The organism is Brevibacillus sp. AG, from assembly GCF_028369215.1.
Classification (GTDB): domain Bacteria; phylum Bacillota; class Bacilli; order Brevibacillales; family Brevibacillaceae; genus Brevibacillus; species Brevibacillus porteri.
On record NZ_JAQMYO010000024.1, the window covers coordinates 1 to 19,893 of the forward strand.

Genomic DNA, 19,893 nt, shown 5'->3' on the forward strand with positions numbered 1-19,893 from the left:
ACCTGAGAAGTGTCGGCTGTTTTTGTCGTCTCCATCAACGATTGAGAGTATTGGCAATTGCAGGCTGTCTTATCTTTTTCTGATAGTTCACCAAGTAAATACTGCACACGATCAATACCAGACCAGCAATGAGCGAATACGTAATCGGCTCGTCCATAAAAATGGTGCCAGTGACGACTGCGATGAGCGGCACAAGAAACGTAAAGGCGGCCACCTTGCTCGCTTCGCCTGCATTCACGAGCCCAAAGTAAATGACAATGGCAATCGGTACCCCAAATGTAGCGCCATAGCTGAGACCGATCAGATACGGAACATTCCAGACAATGTCGGACCAGCTCTCTACGCCTGTCCCCAAAAGAGTTAAGGCCGCGCCACCGATGATGCATTGCATGGCAACCATCCACAGCGAATCTACCTTGGCACTGACTTTTTTCACATAGATCACGCCCAGCGCCCACGTAAGAGCCGTCAACAAACCTAAAATGACGCCCACGATGGAAACCTGTCCAGTCAGTCCATCTGCACTGACCGCAAGTATCCCGAGGAATCCCATGATCAGCCCAATGACCTTGAGGACCGTCATGCTCTCACCCAGCCACAACCAAGCAAAGAGTCCTATCAAGATTGGCTGGAAGTACACCAACACAGAGAATAATCCACCTGGCAAATATACGAGTCCAACCGTCTGAATGCCGTAAAAGCACAAGGTATTCAGAAAGGCAGATATACAATAGCGCAACCAGTTTTCACGCCAGTTGATCTTTTTCCATTTCGGTAAAATGAATAAAGCGAGCAGAAGTCCGCCAATCAGCGAACGCATTCCTGCGAATAAAATCGGTGGCGTATAGGCGAGTGACATTTTGTAGATCGACCAGCTTAAACCCCACATCAATACCAAACTTGCAATAGCGACAACAGTCTTACCCGAAAACTTTCCCACGAGGGGCCTCCCTTTCTAGCTGCACACTTGCTCTTCTGTTTTTGTCCGCCTCTTATAGTACCACACAAAAGAAGAAGCCGGATGTTCTCACCCGGCTTTGCTTCCTGCCATATTATTGCAGCTCTTGGCGCAGGAACTGGTCGAAAGCATCTGTCGGAAGCGGCTTGCTGAACAGATAGCCTTGACCATGGTCGCAGCCATTTTCCTTCAAAGCCGCTACTTGATCATGGAGCTCAATTCCCTCTGCGATGACATTCATATTGAGACTTTGCGCGATCGTGACAATCGCTTTTACAATCGCTTGACTCTCTTGGTTGTGATGAATGTCGCGAATAAATGAGGCGTCAATTTTGATTGTATCGACTGGCAAGCTCTTAATATAACTAAACGAGCTATAGCCTGTCCCAAAATCATCAATCGAAATTTGGATGCCGATGTCCCGAATCTGCTGCAGGACTGCCGTCGCCTCTTCCATTTTGACAAAAATACTCTCCGTAATCTCGAGCTCTAGCCAATCAGGGGACAGATTTGTTTCCCGAAGAATATCTTTGATCATCTCGACCAGATCTTTTTGATAGATCTGTCTCGCTGACAAATTCACAGAGACCTTCAGGGTATATCCTTGATCGTGCCAAAATTTATTTTGTTTGCACGCCTGTTTCAAAATCCATTCCCCAAGCGCCAGAATCATCCCTGTCTCCTCAGCGATAGGAATAAAACGATTCGGCGGGATGATGCCCAGCTCTGGATGCACCCATCTAACGAGCGCCTCCATGCCAGTCATCGCGCTTGTCATAATATCGATTTTGGGCTGGTAGTAAATTTGGAACTGCTCTTGTTCAATGGCTTTCCGCATCTCATTTTCCATCAAGATACGCTCTAGCGACTTCGCCTCCATCGTCGGATCGAAAAAGTCATAGCCATTCTTCCCGCGCGATTTCACTGTATATAATGCCGTATCGGCCCGTTTCAACAAATCTTCGGGATTGTCCCCATCTTGCGGGTACAAGGCGATGCCGATGCTACACGACACGTTGAACACATGACCCTCCAATTCAAACGGCCGCTGCAACTGATTCATGATCTGCTCTGCCAATGCAGACGCTTCGCTTCGATCTTGCAGATGGTTCTGCATAATCGTAAATTCGTCTCCACCCAACCTGGCCACGACATCTCCTGGCTTGAGGCATGCCTGTAGACGCTTTGATGCTTCGATCAGCAACATATCCCCTACATCATGACCGAACGAATCGTTCACATCCTTGAAGCGATCCATGTCCAAAAACAGCACAGCCAGATTCGATTGGAAACGCTTGGCCTGCATCATTTCCTTGCTGAGCTGTTGAACATACATCCGTCGATTCGGCAGGTCTGTCAACGCATCGTGATAAGCCAAGTGATGAATCGTCTCTTCGGACTGTTTCCGGTCTGTAACGTCACGGGTAACGAGGAGCAGCTTGGTCACATTTCCTTCTTCATCCGCTATCGGATTGATTTTGCTTTCTGTCCAGATAACATCGTTTCTTTGGGTGTTAATCCGGCACTCTACCATGTACTCTTTACGTGTAGAGAAGGCATGCTGAATCGCATAAGCAAAAATATCTCGGTCATCCTCCACAATCCATTCGAACAGATTATGAATTTCCTCATCAGGAACGGTATGCTCCCATACCCGCTTGTGAGATGGGGACAAATAGAGAAACTCCCCATCCAGGTTGATGATGCTGATGATATCCGATGTGTTTTCCGCGATAATGCGATACTTTTCTTCACTCCGCTTGAGCTCGTCTTCCATTTGCTTACGACATGTGATATCACTGCGAATGGAAAGGTATTGATAGATTTCGCCCGCTTGGTCCTTAAAGGGCACGATAGTTGTATCGACCCAATAATAGCTGTCATCTTTTGCGCGATTGCGAATTTCTCCCCGCCAGACCTGGCCAGATCGAATACAAGACCACATTTCTTTAAAAAAGCCTTTCGGATGGTAACCCGAATTAAGAATACGATGGTCTTTTCCAATCAATTCGCTTCGTTCGTATTTCGATATGCGGCAAAATTGCTCATTTGCCCGCAAAATAATCCCCTTATGGTCCGTAATTGCCAAGATCGTGGATTGGTCCAAAGCGTATTTGACATCTGCCAGCTCATTCACAACCATGTTCAGCTCACCATCTTTTTCGCGTAGTAGCCCAGCCCAATCTTGGGGTGTCAGTGAAGATATCATTTGGTTATTCATTTCAATCTCCTGTTTATACTTTCGAATACAGTCAAAAAAAATGATCCTTACAGAAGGATCGTAACGTTCTGGATACAGTTCGTTCCATTTTACCATGTTTTTCCGAAAGTTCAACGAGAACAACTGCGGTAGAAACAACATTTTTACAAACTTCTTGATGTGTCCATACGAAAAAAATGAACCAGCACACGTAGCCTGGCTCACTTTTTTCAACAATGGGTATGATTGGACTGCTCCCTCTTACAAGCGGGCAAGAATGCTGCGATTGAGGTCTGCGACAGAATTGCTGCCAGACAGCGCCATCGCGACATCAAATTCATGGATGAGTGTATCTAACACACTCGCTACGCCTTGTTCTCCGGCAACAGCCAGACCATACAGGAATGGGCGACCAATCAGGATAGCATTGGCACCTAAAGCAATTGCTTTCACGACATCTGCTCCTGTACGCACGCCACTGTCGAGCAAGACAGGTATTTTGCCAGCTACCACCTCGGCAATCGCTGGCAACGCATCCAGCGTAGAAATGGCGCCATCCATCTGCCGCCCACCGTGATTGGAAACGATGATTCCATCTACGCCATGCTCTAAAGCAAGCCGCGCATCATCCGGATGCAAAATGCCTTTTACCAAAATCGGCAGGCGAGTATGCTCACGCAAAAAGGCGATATCGTTCCAATTCAGCGCTGGATGATAAATGTTTTTCAACACTTCCTCCACTGCATTCTCCGGCGTTACCTCAGGGAGTCTCGAGCAAAAAACAGGGTCTGTCAAGTAATTCACCAGTCCTCTTCCTTCGCGCAGTGGCGAATACCCGTTACGGAAGTCTCTGCGCTTCCACCCTAGCATAACGGTATCTACCGTGAGGACAATGGCAGAATAGCCAGACTTTTCCGCTCGTCTGACCATGCTCGCAGAAACCTCTCGATCATTCGACCAATAGAGCTGGAACCAACGATAGGCATCGCCCATCACTTCAGCAATCTGTTCGAGCGAGTGAGCGGAAACCGTACTGGCTACGAACGGCACTCCGGCTGCTGCCGCCGCCTTGGCAGACGCCAGCTCCCCATCGGGATGTGAAATCGTCTGCATACCCACAGGAGCCAAGAAGATCGGTGTGCGTAACGCTTGATTATACAGCGAGATACCAAGTGTACGATTCGTCACATCCCGCATCATCCGCGGAATGATTGCCCAACGGGAAAAAGCTGTCCGGTTTTCTACCAGCGTTTCCTCTGCCCCTGATCCCCCGGCAACGTAATCAAATGGCCCATCCGGTAACACCTCTCGCGCCTTTTTCTCCCAATCCTCAATGGAAATAGGCAGTGCCTGCGTGTCTTTGTTCACACGGGTAAATAAGAGTGATTCCTCATTTGTTTTCATCATCTGGTTTGCTTCCTTTCTGCGATCGTCTTTCATCTTTTTTATCTCAATTCACATAAATTCGCAATAGTCTTAATCTCTTTTCTATTCCACAAGCTTGTCCACATTCGCAAATGCCTTTATCAAGGCTACTTTTTCTTTTTGCCTTTTCGGGCTTTGCGACGGATTTGTTTCTTTGCTTTTTGCGTCTTCATTCCACGGGTAATTGAACCCACCCATGTGATGGTTTGACTATTTTCATTGATGACCTTTACCACGTTACCACTGTTGTTTCCACCTGAACCGGCAAACGCTTTGGTTACGCTTTTAGGAGAGTTATTTGCCGTATCACCAAAGTTGATGTTTCCGACATTGTTGTTGATTGTCACAGTTCCCACAAAAGTCGGCAATTCCTCTCCCTCCCCGTCTGCAATGGCTTATTCCCATCATATTCGGACGGTTTTGCGCCCGCTTGGACGATGGTTGAGGGCATTTGTCTGATGTGGTCTTGCGAAAAAAAAATCTCCCCGAGTAGACAAAACTACGCGAGGAGAAAGACCTTTTTATTGCGCGGTATAACCGCCGTCGACCAGCAGGCTTGTCCCTGTGACGAAGGAAGCATCATCGCTGGCAAGGAACAGAACAGCCTTGGCGACTTCTTCTGGTTTACCCAAGCGCCCCATCGGATGCAATCCAATCAGGTGCTCGTTTAAGGCTTCATCTCGACCAGCGATCAGCGGCGTGTCAATATAGCCCGGGCAAACCGCATTTACGCGAATCCCTTGCTTCGCATACGTAAGTCCCAGTGTCTGGGTCAGGAGCTTCACTCCACCTTTGGCGGAAGAGTATGCGGTCACGCCAGCTTTTCCGGCATGGCTATGGATCGAGCCGCAGTTGACAATCGCGCCGCCAGTTCCTTGCGCCAGCATTTGCTCGATAACGTATTTATCGCACAAGAACACGCCAGTCAGATTGATATCAATCGTTCTTTGCCAATCATCCATGCTCAACAGATGACCTGGTGCGTCTTTCGCGATACCCGCATTGGCAAACAGAATGTCTACCTTTCCGAACTTTTCTACAGTGGTGTTCACCATGTTTTTCACTTCGTCTTCTTTCGTTACGTCCGTTTTCACGAACAACGCATCGAAGCCCGCTTGATTCAGCTCTTCCGCCAATTCATTTCCACGTGGGGAGAAGTCAGCAATCACTACTTTCGCCCCTTCTTTTGCGAAGAGACGGACGGTCGTCTCTCCGATTCCGCTTGCTCCCCCTGTTACGATCGCTACTTTATTTTCGAGTCTCATGGTTAACTACTCCTATTTTCAAAATGATATTCATACCGTTTTATCTCGCTGTTGCGCCGCCATCGATGACGAATTCCGCCCCTGTGACATGAGAAGACTCGTCAGAAGCGAGGAACAGCACCATATTGGCTACATCCTCAACAGTTCCGAGTCGACCTGTTGGAGTCGCTTGTGCCAACTCTGATTTGGAATGCTTTGTCGTTTCCGAAGCATAGGACACCATGTTTGTATCGATATAGCCAGGGTGAATCGAGTTCACGCGCACACCGTGTGCCGCATACTCCATCGCTGCATCCTTGGACATGATGCGAACCGCTCCCTTGCTCGCTCCGTACAAGACGTGACCCGGCGCACCAAAAAGCCCAGCGATGGAAGAGGCATTGATGACAGAACCACCTTGTTGTTTTGCCATGAGTGGCATTACATGCTTCATTCCCAAAAAGACACCCGTTACGTTAATCGCCATGAGGCGATTCCATTCCTCTACGGTAATCTCCGCCAACGGTTTAATGATATAAATGCCTGCATTGTTGAACAGGATATCTACTTTCTCGTATTGTTCTACGGTGGTTGCTACTACTTGCTGCCATTGCTCTTCACGGCTTACATCATGCGCAATCGCGATGGCTTCTCCACCCGCATCCTTGATTTCGGCTACCGTCTGAGAGGCACTTTCCAGATTGATATCGGTAACGACTACTTTCGCACCTTCCTTGGCAAAACGAATCGCCGTTGTTTTCCCGATTCCTGTTCCGCCACCGGAAATGATCGCTACTTTCCCTTCGAGTCTCGCCATTGTAAACGCCTCCATTTATTATGTCTTTTGTACCTGATCTCTTGCCTTGCTTTCATTATAGGACTCTTTTATATTTAAAAATATGTAAACATACTTACCCTTCCTTAAGTACGACTAAAGGATGTGAGCTTGCCAAATGCATCTGGAACAACTGGAATATATCGTAGAAATAGCGAAGGCAGGCTCCCTGACCAAAGCCGCTCAGAACAAGCATGTGACACTCTCCGCCATCAGTCAGTCGCTCGCCAGTCTGGAAGCAGAGCTAGGCGTTACTCTGTTTACACGTTCGCGCCTTGGAGCTGTACCGACCTCTGAGGGGCGCATCATCATCAAAAAAGCGTTTGAAGCCTTGGGAATAATCCAGGAGATCTGGGAGGAAGCACAAAACTACACGAACACGTTGACGGGTGAGCTGAGACTCGCTACGATTCCCGGGCCCATGAATCTACTAGTCGATGCCGTCGCGAGCTTTAAAAAAGATTATCCTCACATCCGTACCGAAATTGCAGAAAAAGGCACGCAGGAAATATTAGAGGACATTCTTCATGACAAGCTGGACATCGGGCTAGTCATCATCCACGAGAACCTGCTCAAAAAGAGCGAGGGACTTGGCTTGGTGTTCGAACAGTTGCTAGAGGGGAAAATGGTCGTCGGCGTCCCCAAAAACTCGCCCCTTGCCTATCAGGATTCCGTTACGCCCGAAGAGCTTCGCAAGCAATCCTTTGTCCTGTACAACGACGACTATGTCAAATGGTTCGTAGAGGATTTTGCCGCTACGTATGGTCCTGTCGACATTTTGTTTACGAGTAACAACACAGAAGCCCTCCGCAATGCGATCCGGCAAAATCTCGCTGTTACGATCGGACTGGACTACTCTTTTGTTCATGAACCACATTTGCAAGACTCCGATACGAGAACCCTTGATTTAGATATCCCTTATCAACAACCTATTTATTATGGCTGGGTCCGCTCTGCGGAACGGCATTACTCCCGCATTTCCATGAACTTTATCAATCGACTCCAATACGATTTGAAAAGCAAGAAATACTCCCCGCTTCTTTAGTAAGCAAAAAGGCTGCCGCATTATTTTCGCGGACAGCCTTTTTCTATTCATTCTTACTGCGCTGGAGCAAGGAATGTCTGTTTATTCTTACCATCGATGATGAGAGCCGCTCTAGCCTTCACCACTTGATTTTCGTACGTGAAATCTTTCTGTGAGAAATTGGCGATGACTTGCAAATCATCCCCATAAACTGCCTTTTGCACGAGTCTGTCTTCAGACAACACGCGATAATCGGTCATCTCTTGCTGCACTGCTTTTTTATGGAAGGGAGACCACACCTTCAGATAGTTCATGATCAACTCTTGTTCAGCATCCCACATCTTTCTATCCACATGATAGAGCGGCGGAACATTGTAGAGCAGCTCTTTGAGCATACGAGTACCGACTTCTCCCTTGATCTTCAGGCTTCCCCACTCCCAGTGATGGCTTGTGATCACCGAGTTATTGTACACCAGTTTGTATAGCGGCAAGGAGTACGCTGGATCAATGTACACATGCTGGTACTCTTCCTTGATCGGAACCTGCTTCTTGTATCGCTCTGGAATCTCACCCGCTGGGGACCAATAACCTCCCACATAATACGGGCTTTGCTTGTTTTTTCGCATATCTGGATCTGCCCATTTGATGACAGGCGTCTCAATCCCGTGGGCAAAAGCAATGCTTCTGCTAGCGAAGTCGTTGCCCGTCTCAGAGCCAACGACCAATTTCTTTTCATCACGAATATAGTCCATCCGTGCAAGCTTCGCCTTCATATCCTGTGCTTCTGTCGTTGTGTGCTCAGGCGAATAATCATCGTTGAAATCTCCTGCTGCATCCACATCAATAAACCACGAGTTAAAAGCGACATCGTTACTCATGATTTCATCCATGCGCTGCTTCACACTTGGCAGCGATAAGGTTGGATTCAGCAATCTGCCACGTTGCAGAAAACCAGCCTTCTTTTCTCCATTTTTCTTCGTGATTGTCGCATTCTCATACAAGCTCTTATCCTTGAAAATAGCCGTATTCCAATCCTGATTTTCTTCCTTATGAATGGAATGGTACGAGTCGTAGCTGGCGATCAAATAGCCTGTATCATTCGCCTGTTGAATGAATGCTGGCTTCATGTAAGCGGCAGTCCAGTCCGGCAAGCCGATCCATGCATTCGTAATTCCGGCTGCTTTCATGTCCTTGAGCAGATCAGTAGAATCCGCATTGCCCCACTTTTCTACCGGTGGAACGGCATCCTGCAATACACTTTTCAGCAGTTGTTTGTTCAAGTCGTACAGCTGTGCTTCCGTCAGCTTGTCGATCCCTTTTCCGATGAGTTCTTTTGTCTTCTCATCGACGTTCGTAAATAGCTTCGGATTGTAAAACTCACGCGAGCGCAACGCATAGTTGAACCCGCTGATGATCGCTCTCTTCTGGTAGTCCGCGACGTAATCCTGTTTTTGAATCTCGCGGAATTGCTGGATGCTCTCTTTTCCATCCTCGCTGCTTTGCAAGAACTGCTCCATCCATCCGATGAAGTTCGCGTCCAGTTTGGTTTTCAATGCACGCCATTTTACATCCTCAGCAGTCAGGAAGCTCTTGTTCCACAAATAAAAATGTGGAGCTCCGTACAGCTTTTCGACATCCGGGTTCGCTTTCGCTTTTTCAGCCAGAGTCAGCAGCTCTCCCTTTTCCTTTATATAATCCTTGTACACGCCTGCAATGCTGACTGGATCATTGTCTGTTACATACAAGCGGAATCCGTAGGTCTTGTCTGAATTAATCCTCGGGAACTCATGCGAGAACGTGAAGGAAATCGTCGGATCGACTGCAAAATCAACTGTACTGTTAAACAAGTTGTCCACCACGTACATGAGCGCGTACTTGTTCTTATTGACAGCAAAAAAGCGCATGGAGAATGACTCTGCGAAAGTAAGACTCTCCTCTTTGAAAAAGGACTGCCACTCTCTGTCGGCGGCAGGAATCCACTTTCCTTCCCCCAAGGGCAGCATATAGCTAGGTCCTTTCACGGTAGGCCAGGAAAAGCTCTCTGTCCCTGTCGAGGTCAGGGTGATTTGCAAATGATCTTCTTTCTTTTGAAGCGAGACATCCAGCTTATCGTCTGGGTAGCTCCAGGTAATCTCTTGCTCACCTTTTTGTACATTCGCTACCTTACGCGCTGGCATAGGCTCAGAAGCGCTTTCCTTCACTCCGTCTTTCTCGACAAATACTTCGAAGGTCTCCGGCTTCACATCAAAAGTAAAATCTGCGTGTTGCTTCGCCTGCACTTGCCCGTTAGCATGGTTGCTCTCACAACCAACTACTACTTGGAGCATGAGGGCGAACACGATGAGTAAAATCGCTTTTCTTTTCATGAAATCCTCCTAGATCGAATAACTATGTATATCGTATTACGATGTACATGTGCATAAAAAGTCATCGAAAACCTTGTCCAAGGTCACCTTACATCCCGGCGACCTCGGTCCATGAGGCTTCTTCGACTTATGTTGCTTTTTACGAGGGTGTAGCGGACAAATCATCATCGAAGCGAATTCTTTTCCTTCGCCTGTGTATCATAGCTGCTCCTAATCGAAACATGCCATAACCAATCAGTCCCCCAATTACATTCAGCAGTAGATCATCGACATCAAAGCTTCCTAATGCAAGCAAAAGCTGCAACGCTTCAATGATAAGACTGGCAGACAATGTGAGAAAAAACACGCGATGCATGTTTTGAAAGGACAAGAATAACAGCGGCAAAAACAATCCCAGCGGCAAAAAAATAAGGATATTCCCTATTAAGTTATACATCACCGTACCGAAGCTGTAATGATCATAATGGAAGACGTAATCCACCAAGGTTTGAAATGGCTTCGTATTTTGAAAAAGATGCGTATATTGCGGGACGCCGTACTCGATCATCCTCTGCTTCCATTCCACTGTAAAAGCTCTGCGCCGGAAGCGATCAGGCGACAATAACAAGAGATAGCTGGAGATCGCTACATACAAGAAAAACAACGTCATGAACCATTTGCGGAAGTATTTATCAATGAGCGGCATCGATTCAGACAGTTTCCGGCTGATTGCCCCCGTAGGTCCAAATCGTTGAATGGTCAGAGAGACGGCTTGCTGTTCCCCGTAGCCTTCTTCGACCAGCTCACTCTTCATGCTCCTTAAATGATCCATCAGCTCATCCTTGACATCCTGCTTTTCCCATTTGGAACACGGCAAACGATTGACAACCCGCTCTGCGTATTCTTCCAGCTTCATTCGCTTACTCACTTCCCTCATTGACGAGCGTAATGAGTTTGCTCAAGCTCTGCCAATCCTTCATCTTGTCTTGAAGAAGTCCCTGGCCTGTCTTGGTGATCCGATAATATTTACGGCGTCCGCCCTCATTGGCTTCCCCCCAGTAAGACTCCACTGCCTTTTGCGTCTCCAATCGCTTTAGGGCAGGATATAGTGTGCCTTCACCGATTTCATACAGCTCATCGCTTTTATCGCGAATCTTCTTGGCCAACTCATAGCCGTACTGATCTTTCTGTGCGATCAGCGAGAGTAGCAATAGATCGATGCTTCCCTTCAACAACTCTTTGTTCACAAAAGCATCTCCTCCCCGTGACATGCCTAGAGATTACCACACTATACCTCGTGATACAAGGTAGTTGATCAAGGAAATTTGCGGATAATGCATTTGGTTCTATGTAATTATTGACAATAACAAAATAGGTAATATAGACTATATTCGACAAGATTTTTCATGAGTCTACGTACTTTTTGATGATCATTCTTTTCAAAACACAACTAGATAATAGGCCCATAGAATGAACCAAAAAGAAGATCTTCCCTTTTATGGAGCAGGTTCCTTTCAATTCGTGACTTCATTCTCTCTAACAGGAGGCACTTACATGCTTGCCGACTTTTCATCGATCGTTCTGAACGCAGTTCTCTTAGCCTATTTTGCAATTGGTGTGCTATTTTTGTATTCCGAATCCAAATTTTTGCGTAAAATGAAGACTCGTAGAAATAGATAAGCCGATTTTTAGATAAAGGAGTTTGCACGTACATTGAGATCTTTTTTCCGCCAATTTCTGCCACGTCAGAATCAACCCCAAGAAATTACCTACAAGGAACTGGATTCGAAATTGATCAAAGCTGCTCGGTACGATCTGGTTACAAACCACCTCTACATCCGTTTTCACGATGGACGCGAGGTCGTTTACTGTCGGGTCACTCCTTACGCTTACAATGCGTTTTTAAATGCTGACTCGTTCAGCGATCATTTTCATTCGTTCATCAGCCAACGGTACTTGAACTATCAGGTGATGTAGCCTGTCGATACAAAATGCCCTCAGTCTGTCTTCTCGACACTGAGGGCATTTGTTGTTGATCTTCTCTATTTTAATGCGCGATGCAAAAATGATTTGGTCCGCTCAAATTTAGCATTTGTAAACAATTGCTCAGGTGTCCCCGACTCTACGAATTCCCCGTTGTCCATAAACATGATTTGGTTCGCCACCTCGCGCGCGAATCCCATCTCATGCGTCACAACCATCATCGTCATGTGCTCTTGGGCAAGCTGCTTGATGACTTGCAGGACCTCACCTGTCAGTTCTGGATCGAGCGCAGACGTAGGCTCGTCAAACAACAAGATTTGCGGATTCATCATCAATGCTCTGGCGATCGCCACACGCTGCTTCTGTCCGCCTGAGAGCTTTGCTGGGTATGCGCCTGCCTTATCAGATAAGCCGACCTTTTCCAGGAGCTCTGCACTCATGCGCTGGATGTCCTCCGCCGCCTCCCCTTTGACCACTCTAGGTGCGATCTCAAGATTCTCCTTCACCGTCAAATGAGGAAACAGATTAAAATGCTGAAAGACCATGCCCATTCTCGATGTGATCTGCTTGATTTCCTGGTTACTGGCGTAAACGCCGTCCTTCACCAAATAATCATCCTGCACCCGAATGCTGCCACCATTCACCTGCTCCAGATTGACCAAGCTACGTAGCATTGTACTTTTGCCGGAGCCAGACGGTCCAATGACCGCCACGACTTCGTTCTTTTTCACCGAAAACGAGACATCTCGCAAAACTTCCTGATTGCCAAACGATTTCTTTAGATTCGATACTTGAATGATATCCATATTGCGCCAGCCCTTTATTCGAATTTGAACCTTTTTTCCAGCCACTTAAAGAATAACGTCAACAATAGCGTCATCAACAAATAAATGATTCCGGCAATAAAAAACGGAACGATGGTAAAGTCGCGATTCACAGCCGTTTGTGCAAAATGAAGCAATTCTGGGACGGCAACCGCATAGAGCAGCGCTGTGTCCTTTACGAGAGTAATGGATTCATTTGCGACGGCAGGCAAAGCCACGCGAAACATTTGCGGCAAAATAATCTTGTTGGTCGTCTGCCATTTGCTAAAGCCGAGGACCTGCGCCGCCTCGTACTGTCCTTTGTCGATCGACAATAGTCCTCCACGGAAAATCTCCGCGAAATACGCTGCGTAGTTCAGCACGAAGCCGAGGCATGCAGCTACGAATCGATCCATAACCAAGTATTCTCCGATCACTGGCAAGAGTGGGAGACCAAAGACAAAAAACAATAGCTGTAATAATAGAGGCGTTCCACGCATGACATATACATAGGTGTGCGCGAACCAAGACAGACCTCTGTTGCTGCTATTCGCCATTAAGGTAATGAGAAATCCCAATGGGATCGATGCCAGGATAGCGATGAAGAACAGCAACACCGTCATCTGCGCCCCTTCTAGCATGGGCACGGTAATGGAGATAATATAGTCTAAGCTCATCTGGTATGCTCCTAATCCTTATAATAAAGCGTGGCTTCGCCAATCATTCGGCGAAGCCATCGTATCTTCCGTTTATTTCAACACGCGATTTTCGCCAAACCATTTTTCTGATATTTTAGCTGCTGTTCCATCCTGATTCATGGTATCCAAGGCTTTTTGCAGTTCGTTCAATAACGCCTCGTTCCCTTTTTTGACGCCCACTCCATACTCCTCAGGTGCAAGTGATTCTTCCAACAGCTTAAAGGTTCCAGGTTCTTTTGCCATGTAGTAATCGGCTACAATCTGGTCGATGACAACTGCTTCCACGCGGCCAATCTTCATATCGCTCAATGCCAGTACATTATCAGGATACTCTGTAATTGATTTGACCTGATTTTTCATGTCACTTGCATTGACAGCGTCAGCTGCGGAAGACAGCTTTTGCAAACCAATTGCTTTACCAGCCAAGTCTGACAGCTTGGTCCAGTTGCTATTTGCCATCGTGACCACTACTTGCGCGTTTTTCAGATAAGGCTTGGTAAAGAGAACCTTCTCTTTTCTCTCATCTGTAATCGTATATCCATTCCAGATCAAGTCGATACGACCGCTATTTAGTTCAGACTCTTTTGCACTCCAATCGATTGGTTGAAACTCGACTTGTTTTCCCATTTTTTCGCCGGCTGCACGCGCATAATCAATATCAAAACCGACTAGCTCATTTTTTTCATCCCGGAATCCCATTGGTGCAAACTTATCATCAATTCCGATAATCAGCTTGTTCGCGTCAGCGCCAGTTTTTGCGCTGGAACAGCCCACTACCAATGAAACCATCGCACTCAACAACAAAGACATCCATGCTATTTTCTTCATCGTGATGATCCCCCTCGTTTCCCTACTCTATATTTTACTCTGATAAAGTGGTAATACGTTAACAAGGTATCATGATAGCACATTAGCAAGGAATAGTCGATACTTTAGCAAACAAAAGCACCTTAGAAATATACGCCAAATGAATGAGTAAAATGCCCGACTAGCAGATGCATGTCTTTTTCTTTTTTCCGACACTCCCTCGTTCCTCTATCTTTTTGATATACTCCGTAGCCAACGGAACTTTGCACGCTGTCTGTCCGACGTCCACATGTACTTTGCCAATCGCTGCGGCCACTTCCAACGCTTCCTGATGAAGTTCCGGTACATACGCCCCTACTGAAATAACGAATTGATTCATGGTGTACCGTACGCGATTTTGTTCCTGATGAATCGTCTCCTTCACTCTCATGAGGAGCCGTTTGATTTCTTCTTTATGTAGCTGTTCATCGGGAGCAATCGACAAGTAGTTCGAATACGTATTCCACCCACATGTGGCTACCATCTCTTCCTTTGACTCGATCCATGCTCGTGCCAACTCCATGGCAAAATGACTCTCAGCCGCTACACTCGCAACCGTATATTCGGCGGGCGCGTACCAAGACGCTTCCTTGACCCAAGTCTGCAGCCGCTCTTTTGTCATGCTCTTTGGGTCAACCGTCAATCCGGCCAAGTACATGGCGTCGTAGTTTCCCGTATCGTACAGCGCCTGGACGAGCTGCTGATCACGCTTGACCTCCTTGACCAGCTTTTTCATATCGCCGACTCGCACGCCAAACAAAGGCTCTTTTGCTCCATGCCGCAATAACGTTTTTTTCGTCTGCTCTGTCCCCATCGCTTCGAGCTTCTGCATGACTTCTTCCAGCGTCATCTTGTCACCCTCCTTTTTCTTCTATTAATTAGGATAACCAGCGGCGTTACCTCCAACACGAAAAAACCCTCCTCATTTAAAGGAGAGCTTTTTCCTGAAGAGCTTGACGCGCTTTTCCTATCCTTACGCCTGACTGCGTACTTTGATATACGAAACATTTCTGACGTTGATAACAACATCATCGTACTGTAGCCATCCACCGTCTTGATTAGCGACCATTTGAATGATCTCTTCCGGTTCCGTCGTTTCAACGCTAATCGTTTCACCGCCTCCGGAAAAGTAAAATTGAATCACCTTTACTTCCTTCATAAAATCCCCTCCTATTCCTTCTAGTTATCGGATGGTTGGAAAATTTTTGTTATGGGTGATTTTTTATGTATACTTTTGTTGCAGCTATTCCGTTTTGAATGTCTACCATTTCTGTGAAAAGGGGTTTGTTGAAAATGCCGGATTCGGTACACACGAGAAAAGGAGCAAGTAAAGCCTCGCTCATCCCTGACAATGTTTTAGCACTCCTTCATGCTGGAGAATTAGAAAGCGTCAATTTGACTGAATGGCAGGCTGTTGATCATATTCATCTGGTACAAAGCGTTCTGCCTCATGTTTATCTCTCTCAACTTGTTGATCAATTAGAAGAAACGGGTGACGATTGGCTAAGAATCTCTGATACAAAGGAAACGAAAAGAATTGTCACCAAAGCGAAAAGAACGATTCTGAAGACCCAAACCGAACAGAAATGATGAACCAAATCACATATTTATCTCAATTTTATTTGTTAAATTCATTATCCGAGGAAAGTTTGCGCTTAATCGATCAATTAACCTCCTTATCCCCTTTTCCCAAAAATACGTGCATTCAAACACCAGAAACTTTTTCAGAGGGCTTTTACTTCATCAAGCAGGGGAAAGTACGTTTATATAAAGTAAATCGGGATGGGCGGCAGTTCACATTCGATATCCTCGGGGAAGGCAATGTGTTTGGAGAAGTGGATCTCCTCTCATTAGGTACACGGGAGATGTATATAGAAGCCATCGAAGACTGCCTCATTTGTAAAATGAGCAAAGCAAAATTTGAGAGCTACATAATCGAACATCCGCAACTGATGATGAAGATCATGAAGATCATTAGCGATAGAATGGTTTCGATCATCCAGGCAGCCGAAAATCTTGCTCTTCTCCCTTTACAAGATCGCATTATTTCCACATTAGTAAGGCTTGCCGATCAATTTGGCACTCCTAACAGTTCGGCATTTCAACAAATTGACTTACCTCTTTCCCATCAAGAACTCGCCCATTTTGTCGGGGCATCCAGGGAAGCTGTGACGGTAGCATTACGTGCTTTAGTAAGAGAAGAACTGATTCAAACAGGCTTTAAATCCATTTCCATTCATCGGGACGAAATTTTGAAGAGAATGTAATCCAGGTTACATCTCCCCCTCTAAAAGAAAGATATCGTAAAGCTATGGCTTTTACTATTCTTTCGAAAAAGAGGGGAACGACATATGGATAAACCACATTTTCAGAGCCTGCGCGAAGAGCTAGATTTTACAACCATACAAATAGCAGACTTCCTCACTCGTGAAGTAACAGATGCATTTACAAAATCAATCGAGGAGCTGCGGACCTCTGGACACGCAAAGGGCTTGCCGATTGGTTCGATTGCACCTGATTTCTCGTTGAACGATCACACTGGCAAGACCATTACCTTGTCGGAAAAAATCGGAAAAGGTCCCGTCGTCCTTACATTTTTCCGTGGATCATGGTGCCCCTACTGCAATTTGGAGCTGCAAGCATACCAAAAACAGATCGATACGATAACCTCTCTGGGTGCCCAATTGTTTGCCATTAGTCCACAATCTCCTTCACACTCTCTTACTATGCAAGAGAAAAACGGTCTGAGCTTTCCCGTGTTATGCGATACCAATAACCAAGTAGCAGAAAAATATAAACTCAGATTCAGACTGCCTGATTTTTTACATGATACCTACCGATCATTGGATATTGATCTCCATCGTTTTAATAGCGAAGATTCATGGACACTCCCCATACCTGCTACTTATATCCTCGACAACCAGGGCGTAATCCGTTCAGCAGGCTTAGATCCTGATTACAAAAAACGCATGGAGCCTAGTGAAGTTTTAGACATTCTGCGTACCCTAACCTAACGCTTATATAACGAAGAACCAGTTGATCACACAACTGGTTTTTTCTACGTCTATGCTTTATGAACAATTAGTTTATTTTCCCTACCAAAACTTGACAAGAATATATCTTTTGGCTTATATTTTGCATGATTATGTCTAGCAAAATTCGACACATCTTTACAATTTTTGCTAAAAAATGCAAAAGGCAAAGTCATCGAAAGGTGGCGACGCAAAACCACGGGTCTACAGTCTTTGACCATGATAGCCGGGTTGCCATCATCTTGAGACCATTTATTCGATGTTGGTAGCTTCGGTTGTTCCATTTCGATGGAACGGCCTTTTTTTGTGTTTACATTTTTGAAAGGAGGATGAAAGCACTTTCATTTTCGTATCGGATGGAAAAACATAACTTTAGTGACGTCAAACATACACAACATGGTTCAATCAGAGAAAATGATGGAGTGGAGAAGTTATGTACAAACAAGTAGAAACCGTACAAGAGTTAGCAAAATTTCATGAAATCAAAGAAACAGTATGGACAAGCATGGGCTTCGAGATGGAGCATGCGAAAGAAGGCTCGGCTCAGTTCCTCTTACTTGCCGAAGATGGTGAAGCAGGTGGAACATTTGAAATGACGCCCTTTTCCAAATCAAGTGCTTATATGAAATCACTTTTTCAGGATGTTGTTACAGAAGATATGAAAGTAATGGAGGTAGACAGTCTCGCTGTTTTGCCGAAATACCGCGGACAACTAGGGCAAAAAGGAATTTGCTTGATGATAGATTACGCTGAAAAGCACGGTTATACCCACGCAATCGGGGTAGCAGATCCGACTTTTTTTACGTTCATTAACAAGAAGTATCAAGTAAAGGCGACTCAGACCAAAGATATCGTCTTTTACAAAGGGGCCGATGCCATTCCGACCCTCTTCCATCTAAAAGATGTCTATGACAATAAGCACGATCCGAAATATTCCTGGTACAATTCGTCGTCATCCAACCAAGTAAAAGTCGAGGTAGGTGGGTAACATGGATAACATTGATCTATTGAGAAGAAGAAACAATTGGGTCGTAATCGTATTCGCAAGTATTATTACGGTAGTTCAGGTCCTAAACCTTTTTCTAGGCGTATCGTACACATTCGTTTTCACGATACTGGGTATTTTGTATGGCGTGCTGGCACCTTTTACTTACATCTCCAATCGCCCGAGGTTCCGTGAAAAAGCAGCGCCCTTCATGAAGTTTTTCAACTTCGCCGTAATCGGAATTTTTATGTTCATCGTAGTTGGACTGGACCCGCATATGATCAATATCATGACCATTATGTTCTTTGTAGCAGTCATGGGGATTTATCAAGACCGACTCATCAATATTTTGACGATTGTATCGACATTGGGTATTGTCTCTTACTACTTCCTGACACAGAGAGAAACGATTTTCCATTCGACAAACAACCTTGATCTGATGTACTTCTTGCTTACCTTCTGCTTCGTCTCTGTCACGAGCATGATGCATGCTGTATTCAATAACAAGCTGCAAGAGGAAAGTGAGCAACAAAAACAAGAAGCGATTGCCTCAAAGGAATCATTGCAACGTGTTCTGGATCAGATCAATGAATCACTCACCTCTATGCAAGACTATCAAGAGAATTTGAACAAGGTGACGGACGGTGTAAATATTCGCGCAGTCGAAACTGTCGCTTCCCTGCAAGACATTATGGAGTCCTTTACGGTTCAGACCAGCAATACGGACGAGCTGCGTCGGGAAATGAGCTCTACGAATCTGCAAGTGGAGGACATGACCCGTTCTGTTACGGAGATGCATGATTACGTTGAATCGACCAAAGAAGCCACTAATGAGAGCGGCAAACGCATCGGCAACATCGGCAATGACTTTGAACGATTCATCAAGGATATCCAAGGTACGAACCAGCTGATTCAAGAGCTCAATAAAGAAACCGAATCGATTGGGAAAATCATTCAAACCATTTCCGAGATTTCTGCACAAACCAATCTATTGGCACTCAATGCCACGATTGAAGCGTCTCGCGCAGGCGAACACGGCCGAGGATTTGCTGTCGTAGCAGATGAAGTACGCAAGCTGGCTGAATCCTCCAAGCTATCCTCTGAGTCGATCTCGAACCTGCTCATGACCATTCGCGAAAAAATGAAGCTCGTATCAGATATGATTTCTGAGTCACAGACTTCTTTTGAGAAAAATAGCGAGGGCATCATTGAAGTACAAGAAATGTTCACCAATGTAGACAACTACATGCAAAACTTCGCGGATAAAACGAAAAACCTGCAAGAGTTCATTATCCATGTTCACAGTATGATTCAAGAAGTCGGCGCAAAAGTTGAAGTCAACGCAGATATTACCGACAAGAACAAAGAGAGCCTGGAAGAAGTGCTTGTTCTCGTTTCTGAACAAAAAGACGAAGTCGTTAAGGTTTCTGGCGGCTTTGAGAAAATCGAACAACAGATGCGTGGTCTCCATATGTAACCTTCCTGCAACCGCCTTTCACGGGCGGTTGTTTTCTT

21 protein-coding genes and 1 riboswitch are annotated in these 19,893 nt (G+C 45.8%); of the genes, 7 read left to right on the top strand and 14 right to left on the bottom strand.

Annotation, left to right across the window (positions count from 1 at the left end; genetic code table 11):
* Positions 1-34 precede the first annotated feature (34 nt).
* The 6 genes from POF51_RS31225 to POF51_RS31250 all read right to left on the bottom strand — a co-directional run bounded on the left by POF51_RS31225 (position 35) and on the right by POF51_RS31250 (position 6,644).
* On the bottom strand, positions 35-940 hold the full coding sequence (locus tag POF51_RS31225) for a DMT family transporter (RefSeq protein WP_017251960.1): 906 nt from the start codon (positions 938-940) through the stop codon (positions 35-37).
* Between the two features lie 112 nt (positions 941-1,052).
* Complete coding sequence (locus tag POF51_RS31230; protein WP_271756721.1) at positions 1,053-3,179, bottom strand: bifunctional diguanylate cyclase/phosphodiesterase; 2,127 nt, start codon at positions 3,177-3,179, stop codon at positions 1,053-1,055.
* A gap of 240 nt (positions 3,180-3,419) precedes the next feature.
* A complete protein-coding gene (locus POF51_RS31235; RefSeq protein WP_271756722.1) occupies positions 3,420-4,565 on the bottom strand; it encodes an alpha-hydroxy-acid oxidizing protein in 1,146 nt (381 codons plus the stop codon).
* Between the two features lie 125 nt (positions 4,566-4,690).
* Entirely contained in the window at positions 4,691-4,951 is a 261-nt protein-coding gene (locus tag POF51_RS31240) for a spore germination protein (protein WP_069853050.1), read from the bottom strand.
* 153 nt (positions 4,952-5,104) lie between these two features.
* Positions 5,105-5,848, bottom strand: a complete 744-nt coding sequence (locus tag POF51_RS31245; protein WP_069853053.1) for an SDR family NAD(P)-dependent oxidoreductase — start codon at positions 5,846-5,848, stop codon at positions 5,105-5,107.
* A gap of 40 nt (positions 5,849-5,888) precedes the next feature.
* The gene (locus POF51_RS31250; RefSeq protein ID WP_069853055.1) at positions 5,889-6,644 is read right to left on the bottom strand and encodes an SDR family NAD(P)-dependent oxidoreductase; all 756 of its coding nucleotides are present in this window, start codon (positions 6,642-6,644) and stop codon (positions 5,889-5,891) included.
* 136 nt (positions 6,645-6,780) lie between these two features.
* Here POF51_RS31250 and POF51_RS31255 point away from each other — a divergent pair, with 136 nt between their 5' ends.
* A complete protein-coding gene (locus tag POF51_RS31255; RefSeq protein ID WP_069853058.1) occupies positions 6,781-7,707 on the top strand; it encodes a LysR family transcriptional regulator in 927 nt (308 codons plus the stop codon).
* A gap of 53 nt (positions 7,708-7,760) precedes the next feature.
* On the opposite strand, the gene POF51_RS31260 is transcribed toward POF51_RS31255, so the two are convergent.
* From POF51_RS31260 to POF51_RS31270, 3 genes are all read right to left on the bottom strand, one after another.
* The gene (locus tag POF51_RS31260) at positions 7,761-10,052 is read right to left on the bottom strand and encodes a glycoside hydrolase (protein WP_271756723.1); all 2,292 of its coding nucleotides are present in this window, start codon (positions 10,050-10,052) and stop codon (positions 7,761-7,763) included.
* A 139-nt stretch (positions 10,053-10,191) separates the two neighbouring features.
* Positions 10,192-10,959 carry a VanZ family protein gene (locus POF51_RS31265; RefSeq protein ID WP_244521854.1) on the bottom strand — a complete coding sequence of 256 codons (768 nt, stop codon included), beginning with the start codon at positions 10,957-10,959 and terminating at the stop codon, positions 10,192-10,194.
* Positions 10,952-11,278 carry a PadR family transcriptional regulator gene (locus tag POF51_RS31270; protein WP_069853065.1) on the bottom strand — a complete coding sequence of 109 codons (327 nt, stop codon included), beginning with the start codon at positions 11,276-11,278 and terminating at the stop codon, positions 10,952-10,954. The genes POF51_RS31265 and POF51_RS31270 overlap by 8 nt, the downstream gene beginning before the upstream one ends.
* 466 nt (positions 11,279-11,744) lie before the next feature.
* Here POF51_RS31270 and POF51_RS31275 point away from each other — a divergent pair, with 466 nt between their 5' ends.
* Positions 11,745-12,008: a KTSC domain-containing protein gene (locus POF51_RS31275; protein WP_017251949.1), complete on the top strand. Its 264-nt coding sequence runs from the start codon at positions 11,745-11,747 to the stop codon at positions 12,006-12,008.
* A 65-nt stretch (positions 12,009-12,073) separates the two neighbouring features.
* On the opposite strand, the gene POF51_RS31280 is transcribed toward POF51_RS31275, so the two are convergent.
* The 5 genes from POF51_RS31280 to POF51_RS31300 form a co-directional block, all read right to left on the bottom strand.
* Positions 12,074-12,820, bottom strand: a complete 747-nt coding sequence (locus POF51_RS31280) for an amino acid ABC transporter ATP-binding protein (RefSeq protein ID WP_069853067.1) — start codon at positions 12,818-12,820, stop codon at positions 12,074-12,076.
* Positions 12,821-12,834: 14 nt separating this feature from the next.
* Positions 12,835-13,494 carry an amino acid ABC transporter permease gene (locus POF51_RS31285; RefSeq protein ID WP_017251947.1) on the bottom strand — a complete coding sequence of 220 codons (660 nt, stop codon included), beginning with the start codon at positions 13,492-13,494 and terminating at the stop codon, positions 12,835-12,837.
* A 72-nt stretch (positions 13,495-13,566) separates the two neighbouring features.
* Positions 13,567-14,343 carry an amino acid ABC transporter substrate-binding protein gene (locus tag POF51_RS31290; protein ID WP_017251946.1) on the bottom strand — a complete coding sequence of 259 codons (777 nt, stop codon included), beginning with the start codon at positions 14,341-14,343 and terminating at the stop codon, positions 13,567-13,569.
* A gap of 160 nt (positions 14,344-14,503) precedes the next feature.
* The gene (locus POF51_RS31295; RefSeq protein WP_069853069.1) at positions 14,504-15,211 is read right to left on the bottom strand and encodes a DNA alkylation repair protein; all 708 of its coding nucleotides are present in this window, start codon (positions 15,209-15,211) and stop codon (positions 14,504-14,506) included.
* Positions 15,212-15,334: 123 nt separating this feature from the next.
* Positions 15,335-15,520 (bottom strand): hypothetical protein, encoded by a 186-nt coding sequence (locus POF51_RS31300; protein WP_017251944.1) that lies wholly within the window; start codon positions 15,518-15,520, stop codon positions 15,335-15,337.
* A 134-nt stretch (positions 15,521-15,654) separates the two neighbouring features.
* On the opposite strand from POF51_RS31300, the gene POF51_RS31305 reads away from it, so the two are divergent.
* From POF51_RS31305 to POF51_RS31325, 5 genes are all read left to right on the top strand, one after another.
* Entirely contained in the window at positions 15,655-15,951 is a 297-nt protein-coding gene (locus tag POF51_RS31305; RefSeq protein ID WP_069853072.1) for a hypothetical protein, read from the top strand.
* Positions 15,951-16,628, top strand: coding sequence for a Crp/Fnr family transcriptional regulator (locus tag POF51_RS31310; RefSeq protein ID WP_069853110.1), 678 nt, complete (start codon positions 15,951-15,953; stop codon positions 16,626-16,628). The genes POF51_RS31305 and POF51_RS31310 overlap by 1 nt, the downstream gene beginning before the upstream one ends.
* A gap of 84 nt (positions 16,629-16,712) precedes the next feature.
* Positions 16,713-17,375 (top strand): peroxiredoxin-like family protein, encoded by a 663-nt coding sequence (locus POF51_RS31315; RefSeq protein ID WP_069853074.1) that lies wholly within the window; start codon positions 16,713-16,715, stop codon positions 17,373-17,375.
* A 173-nt stretch (positions 17,376-17,548) separates the two neighbouring features.
* Positions 17,549-17,632, top strand: a riboswitch (cyclic di-GMP riboswitch).
* Positions 17,633-17,826: 194 nt separating this feature from the next.
* The gene (locus POF51_RS31320) at positions 17,827-18,381 is read left to right on the top strand and encodes a GNAT family N-acetyltransferase (protein WP_017251940.1); all 555 of its coding nucleotides are present in this window, start codon (positions 17,827-17,829) and stop codon (positions 18,379-18,381) included.
* A gap of 1 nt (position 18,382) precedes the next feature.
* Positions 18,383-19,855 (top strand): methyl-accepting chemotaxis protein, encoded by a 1,473-nt coding sequence (locus POF51_RS31325; RefSeq protein ID WP_139135960.1) that lies wholly within the window; start codon positions 18,383-18,385, stop codon positions 19,853-19,855.
* The last annotated feature ends 38 nt before the right edge of the window (positions 19,856-19,893 follow it).